The organism is Candidatus Phytoplasma bonamiae (assembly GCF_030586845.1).
GTDB lineage: Bacteria > Bacillota_I > Bacilli_A > Acholeplasmatales > Acholeplasmataceae > Phytoplasma > Phytoplasma bonamiae.
In genome coordinates this window covers 1-5502 of the sequence record NZ_JAOSIQ010000028.1, presented here as the reverse complement: position 1 = coordinate 5502, position 5502 = coordinate 1, and the positions used below count along the sequence as shown (strand labels likewise).

At 30.1% G+C, this 5502-nt stretch carries 11 protein-coding genes; all 11 read left to right on the top strand.

Annotated features, from left to right (window positions below):
- Positions 1-178 precede the first annotated feature (178 nt).
- The 11 genes from OC701_RS02220 to OC701_RS02170 all read left to right on the top strand — a co-directional run bounded on the left by OC701_RS02220 (position 179) and on the right by OC701_RS02170 (position 5061).
- A complete protein-coding gene (locus OC701_RS02220; protein WP_304514472.1) occupies positions 179-466 on the top strand; it encodes a super-infection exclusion protein B in 288 nt (95 codons plus the stop codon).
- Between the two features lie 49 nt (positions 467-515).
- Positions 516-704, top strand: coding sequence for a hypothetical protein (locus tag OC701_RS02215; RefSeq protein WP_304514471.1), 189 nt, complete (start codon positions 516-518; stop codon positions 702-704).
- Positions 705-1156: 452 nt separating this feature from the next.
- Positions 1157-1285, top strand: a complete 129-nt coding sequence (locus tag OC701_RS02210) for a hypothetical protein (protein ID WP_304514341.1) — start codon at positions 1157-1159, stop codon at positions 1283-1285.
- A gap of 28 nt (positions 1286-1313) precedes the next feature.
- The gene (locus OC701_RS02205; protein WP_304514470.1) at positions 1314-1598 is read left to right on the top strand and encodes a hypothetical protein; all 285 of its coding nucleotides are present in this window, start codon (positions 1314-1316) and stop codon (positions 1596-1598) included.
- Positions 1599-1689: 91 nt separating this feature from the next.
- Positions 1690-1983: a hypothetical protein gene (locus tag OC701_RS02200; RefSeq protein WP_304514469.1), complete on the top strand. Its 294-nt coding sequence runs from the start codon at positions 1690-1692 to the stop codon at positions 1981-1983.
- A 485-nt stretch (positions 1984-2468) separates the two neighbouring features.
- The gene (locus OC701_RS02195) at positions 2469-2639 is read left to right on the top strand and encodes a hypothetical protein (protein ID WP_304514468.1); all 171 of its coding nucleotides are present in this window, start codon (positions 2469-2471) and stop codon (positions 2637-2639) included.
- Positions 2640-2746: 107 nt separating this feature from the next.
- Positions 2747-3244 (top strand): MetQ/NlpA family ABC transporter substrate-binding protein, encoded by a 498-nt coding sequence (locus OC701_RS02190; protein WP_304514467.1) that lies wholly within the window; start codon positions 2747-2749, stop codon positions 3242-3244.
- A gap of 43 nt (positions 3245-3287) precedes the next feature.
- Positions 3288-3551, top strand: a complete 264-nt coding sequence (locus OC701_RS02185; RefSeq protein ID WP_304514466.1) for a hypothetical protein — start codon at positions 3288-3290, stop codon at positions 3549-3551.
- Positions 3552-4014: 463 nt separating this feature from the next.
- The gene (locus tag OC701_RS02180) at positions 4015-4185 is read left to right on the top strand and encodes a hypothetical protein (protein ID WP_304514465.1); all 171 of its coding nucleotides are present in this window, start codon (positions 4015-4017) and stop codon (positions 4183-4185) included.
- A gap of 71 nt (positions 4186-4256) precedes the next feature.
- Positions 4257-4892, top strand: coding sequence for a MetQ/NlpA family ABC transporter substrate-binding protein (locus tag OC701_RS02175; RefSeq protein WP_304514464.1), 636 nt, complete (start codon positions 4257-4259; stop codon positions 4890-4892).
- Positions 4882-5061, top strand: a complete 180-nt coding sequence (locus OC701_RS02170) for an aminotransferase class V-fold PLP-dependent enzyme (protein ID WP_304514463.1) — start codon at positions 4882-4884, stop codon at positions 5059-5061. Before OC701_RS02175 ends, OC701_RS02170 begins: the two co-directional genes overlap by 11 nt.
- The last annotated feature ends 441 nt before the right edge of the window (positions 5062-5502 follow it).

The following is a 5502-nucleotide window of genomic DNA, read 5'->3' as shown; positions in this document are numbered from 1 at the left end:
ACACGAAGTTAAACCCGGAACAGGGATAAATTATGGAAAGCGGTGTGCTGGGAAACTTGCTCGCACCGTTTGGACGGGGGCTGTTGGTAATAGTTGATGAAAATAAATCTTATCGACGAAACGCCAACAATCTATCCGTATTATAATTATATTTGTGATTATATTAGCTTTTATAATTATGAATTTAGTGTATCGAGTTAACTTTAATTACAAAATCGAACATTATTTATTAAATTGTAATCTTTTAGAACAAGAAGTTTTAAAAACTTTTATTAAAAATAAAAATCAAACTTTTCCCTTAACTAATCAATCACCAATTACTAAAAAATTTTTAAATTTAAATATCTTAACTAAAATAAAAAATGATGATCTTAATCCAGATCATGGAATTTATTTACTAAATGAGAATATTTTTAATTTAGTTATAAAAAATAATAAATTAAAACAAATATATTTAGAAAATTAATTAAATAGAGTTTAATAAATCATTAAATTTCAAAAGAAAGGATATAAAAATGAAAAAACAAATAGAAATTATAGCTTATTATGAACCCAAATTACAAGATATAGGGATTATTCACAAAGGATTAAAAACGAAGCTTAATTCAGCATTCGCTAATAGTTCAGAAATTAGTAATCCTAAAGAATTATTTTGTCTATCTTTATTACTATGTGGGCGCCAAAGAGGCCTAAATATCGAGTGAACTAACCCATCACCAGTGCGATAAACACTGACAGGCTAAGAACGGTTCTTGAAAGGAAACTATCAAGAATTACAGCAGTTCTTAAAAGCGGGTTGCGATGAAGTAGTTAGTCAAGAAGACACCGCCACCGAATGGTTCTAAGGGTAAGCCTGAAATGGCCTAAGAAGATAAGCAGATGTAATTTCTTAACCTGTCTCGCAAACTACTATAAGCGAGCAGTCTAGAGGCTATCGATAAAAAACATAGGTATTGGATAGTTTATCACTTAACCAATCTGGAATCTCACCATGAATAAAATGGTTACTTCCCCTAAGGAATCAAGGTTGATATTTAGCGTAACTTGGAGAATCCTAAAGGCGAGTTATTAAATTAACGAATAATGAGATTAAAGTCATTATAGCCCAAGGAGAAAGCGACTTCTTAGTAGTCGGAGGAGTAAAACTGGATCTGGAATGATCCAGTTAATCGTCCTCCCTAGAACAAGGTTAACGACCTTGATAGGGCGAAAGAAGTTAGTAATTTATGGTTTATCAATAAATTATGGCAAGCCGGATGCTGGGAAACTTGCTTGTCCGGTTTAGAGGGGGGCTGTTTGTAATAAATAACTAGTTGATAAATCCAGTTATTGAAACGCAAATAATCTATCTCTATTTTTATAAAACCACACATAAATATTTAAATCATTATGATTTTAAAATAAAAGTTTTGTGTAAAAGTTATATTGAGAAAAAAGAGGTTTATTTTGATATTAGTTTAGTTTGCGGAATCAAAGACTTATCATTGGATGAAACAAAAGATATTATGAATATTATTCATCAAAAATGCCCTATTTCAAAGATTTTAAATAATTATCAACATTTTCAAATTCAACCCACATTGTATCAAAATTTTTAATATAACTTAATTAATATTATTTATTATTAACTGTAATTAAAATAATTTATAAAACAAATTTTGTTTTTAATTTTTTAGAAAGAAAAAAAATATGAATTTCAATAAAACAAAGGTAAAAACTATAAAAGTTGCTAGTCCAATACAAGCCGTATTAAATACTTTAAATAAAGCTAAAGAAATTTATTTTTCTCAAGGAATAGATTTGCATGTGATTAAAACAGATTGGACCGAAGAAAGTATTGATAAATTATCTGATGGTTCTATAGATGGATTAATTTATACTAATGTACATGTTTTCAAAGCTTATAATGAATTTTTAAAGAAACAAAATAAAGAATTATTTTCTTATATACAACCTTTTTATCATTCTAAATATGGTTTATAGGGCGCCAAAGAGGCCTAAATATCGAGTGAACTAACCCATCACCAGTGCGATAAACACTGACAGGCTAAGAACGGTTCTTGAAAGGAAACCATCAAGAATTACAGCAGTTCTTAAAAGCGGGTTGCGATGAAGTAGTTAGTCAAAAAGACACCGCCACCGAATGGTTCTAAGGGTAAACCTGAAATGGTCTAAGAAGAATAAGAAGATGTGTGATCCATATAACCTTTCTCGTAAACTACTAATATCGAGAAGTCTAGAATCTATCGATATATATATAAAATATTGGATAGTTTATCAATTAACTAACCTGGAATCTCACCATGAATAAAATGGTTACTTCCCCTAAGGAATCAAGGTTGATATTTAGCGTAACTTGGAGAATCCTAAAGGCGAGTTATTAAATTAACGAATAATGAGATTAAAGTCATTATAGCCCAAGGAGAAAGCGACTTCTTAGTAGTCGGAGGAGTAAAACTGGATCTGGAATGATCCAGCTAATCGTCCTTCCTAGAACAAGGTTAACGACCTTGATAGGGCGAAAGAAGTCAGTAATTTATGGTTTATCGATAAATTATGGAAAGCCGGATGCTGGGAAACTTGCTTGTCCGGTTTGGATGGGGGCTATTTGTAATAGTTATCAGAAAGACAAATTCTGAGATCGAAACGCAAATAATCTATCCATATTATAAATCGTAAAAATAAAAAAAATTTAACTAATTTAGAAACAGTTAAACAATATCAAAATTTAAAAGTATTATTAGCTGTGTCTTTCGCTTTTATTCAACCATGCGATATGTCTCGTTCGCTTTTATTATTAAAAAATTTAGGATTAATTCAAATTCCAGAACATATTATTAAAACTAAAAAATTAGCTATTAATTTAGAAGATATTAGTAATCCATATAATTTGCAATTTATTAAAACTTCACAAATACCTTATCAATTCGAACAACCAGACGAATTTGATTTAATGGCTAATTGGCCAGCTTTTATGAAATATAACGAAGACTTTATTCGAATTGGTTCAAATATTTCAAATGATCAAGAGCCTCAAGATGAATTAGTAGAATCATATGCTATAGCTTTAATTTCACGTCAAAGCAATGCAGATAGTCAAGAAATTAATTTATTAAAACAAATATTACAAAATCCAGAAGTTAAAAAATTTCATGCTAATCAAAAAACTAACGGAGAAATTGATTATGTAATGATTTCTAATCCGGAACAACTTAAAGACAGAATTGTTCAAAATTGGTTATAAAAAATATAAAAAATATATAAAAAGAAGAAGGTCCATTAAAAAAATGTTTAATTGTCAATCATGCAATTGTGAAAGAAAATTCAAAAAAAATATAAAAATAGCTACCAATTTTCCATCTACTTTAGAAACTTTACAAAAAACTAAACATTTAATAAATCAAATTGGTTTTGAATTGCAAATTTTCGACGAAAACCAATTAAAAGAAAAATATCAAGTAAATTGTAATGATGCTTTAAAAGAGGGAATTATTGATTTTAATATTGCTAATAATTTTCATACAATGAAAGCGGGCGCCCAAGAGGCCTAAATATCGTGTGATTTTACCAATCACCAGTGCGATAAACACTGACAGGCTAAGAACGGTTCTTGAAAGGAAACCATCAAGAATTACAGCAGTTCTTAAAAGCGGGTTGCGATGAAGTAGTTAGTCAAAAAGACACCGCCACCGAATGGTTCTACGGGTAAGCCTGAAATGGCCTAAGAAGATAAGCAGATGTAATTTCTTAACCTGTCTCGCAAACTACTATAAGCGAGCAGTTCAGAGACTATCAATATAAGGCTTTTGTGTTGGATAGTTTATCACTTAACCAACCTGGAATCTCACCATGAATAAAATGGTCACTTCCCCTAAGGAATCAAGGTTGATATTTAGCGTAACTGGGAGAATCCTAAAGGCGAGTTATTAAATTAACGAATAATGAGATTAAAGTCATTATAGCCCAAGGAGAAAGCGACTTCTTAGTAGTCGGAGGAGTAAAACTGGATCTGGAATGATCCAGTTAATCGTCCTCCCTAGAACAAGGTTAACGACCTTGATAGGGCGAAAGAAGTCAGTAATTTATTGTTTATCGATAAATTATGGAAAGCCGGATGCTGGGAAACTTGCTCGTCCGGTTTGGATGGGGGCTATTTGTAATAGTTATCAAAAAGACAAATTCTAAGATCGAAACGCAAATAATCTATCCATATCTATAATAACTATTTTATTCCCGAACCTTTAGAACGTTTAGAAATGATTGAACCTTTTTTTCATCCTAAATACGGTTTATATTCGCATAAAAAAAGTCCTTTAAACATTAGAAATTTAGAAGATGTCAAAAAAATAAAAAATGCTAGAGTTCTATTTGCTCCGTTTAATGATTTATTTACAGCACCTTGCGATTTATCACGTTCATTATTATTATTAAGAAAATTAAATTTAATTAAAATTGATGAACAAATTATTGAAAAAAAAGGATATAATTTATCTTTAGAAGATATTGAAAACATTTCTAACTTAAAATTTATTAAGACAGATAATATTTTTAAAGTAGCTCAATTATTTGATGATTATAATCAATATGATTTAGCTATTAATTGTCCAGGATTAATGAGAAAAAATACTAATTTTTTACGTTTAGGATCTATTGGTTTGGGCATTAACGAAAACGAAGAACCCACAGATATTGTTTTTTCATCATATGCTATTATTTTAGCTGCTAAAAAAAATTCTCAAAATAATCAAAATATTCAAGCAATGCAATGGTTTTTAAGAAATAAAGAAGTTCAAAAAACTTTATTAAAGACAGGTCAACCTAATTATGACTATATTATAGTTCAAAATCCTGAACAACTTAAATACGATATTCTTAAGAAATTTGATCAATAAAAGATTAGATATCGATATGACTAATAAATTTCGTAATTATTTCCCTATTTTTAAAACAAATCCAAATTTAATTTATTTTGATTCAGCAGCAACTACTTTAAAGCCACAAATGATTATTGAAGAATTACAAAATTTTTATAATAATAATGGGGGCGCCAAAGAGGCCTAAATTTCGTACTATTTAACCAATAGTCAGGGCTGATAAACCCTGAAAGGATATGGTCGGTCTGACAAACGAAAGTAAGTTAGATTAAAGCAGACCATAAAAGTGGGTTGCGACGAAAGCAAATTAGTCAAGATGACTCCGCCACCAAATAATTCCATGGAGAAGCCTGAGATGGCCTAAGAAGGAAAATTGATGTAATTATTAAACCTGTTCCGGAAGTTGCTTAAACGAACAGTCCAGAGTCTATCGATATATGCCGTTAGTGTTGGATAGTTTATCAAAAAGAAAACCTGGAATCAGCCTTCCAATAAGAAGGTTACTTCCCCTAAAGAATTAAGGTAGAAATTTAGTGTAACTTGGAGAATCCTAAAACTAAGTAATTAAGTTTACTAATCTGGAAATGTCTGGATGGTCAAGGATAAAGAATCTGTTTAGTAGTCGTAA

Coding starts and splice junctions, on each gene's coding strand:
- OC701_RS02220 (WP_304514472.1), top strand. CDS start 179: ATGAATTTAGTGTATCGAGTTAACTTTAATTACAAAATCGAACATTAT.
- OC701_RS02215 (WP_304514471.1), top strand. CDS start 516: ATGAAAAAACAAATAGAAATTATAGCTTATTATGAACCCAAATTACAA.
- OC701_RS02210 (WP_304514341.1), top strand. CDS start 1,157: ATGATCCAGTTAATCGTCCTCCCTAGAACAAGGTTAACGACCTTGATA.
- OC701_RS02200 (WP_304514469.1), top strand. CDS start 1,690: ATGAATTTCAATAAAACAAAGGTAAAAACTATAAAAGTTGCTAGTCCA.
- OC701_RS02195 (WP_304514468.1), top strand. CDS start 2,469: ATGATCCAGCTAATCGTCCTTCCTAGAACAAGGTTAACGACCTTGATA.
- OC701_RS02185 (WP_304514466.1), top strand. CDS start 3,288: ATGTTTAATTGTCAATCATGCAATTGTGAAAGAAAATTCAAAAAAAAT.
- OC701_RS02180 (WP_304514465.1), top strand. CDS start 4,015: ATGATCCAGTTAATCGTCCTCCCTAGAACAAGGTTAACGACCTTGATA.
- OC701_RS02175 (WP_304514464.1), top strand. CDS start 4,257: ATGATTGAACCTTTTTTTCATCCTAAATACGGTTTATATTCGCATAAA.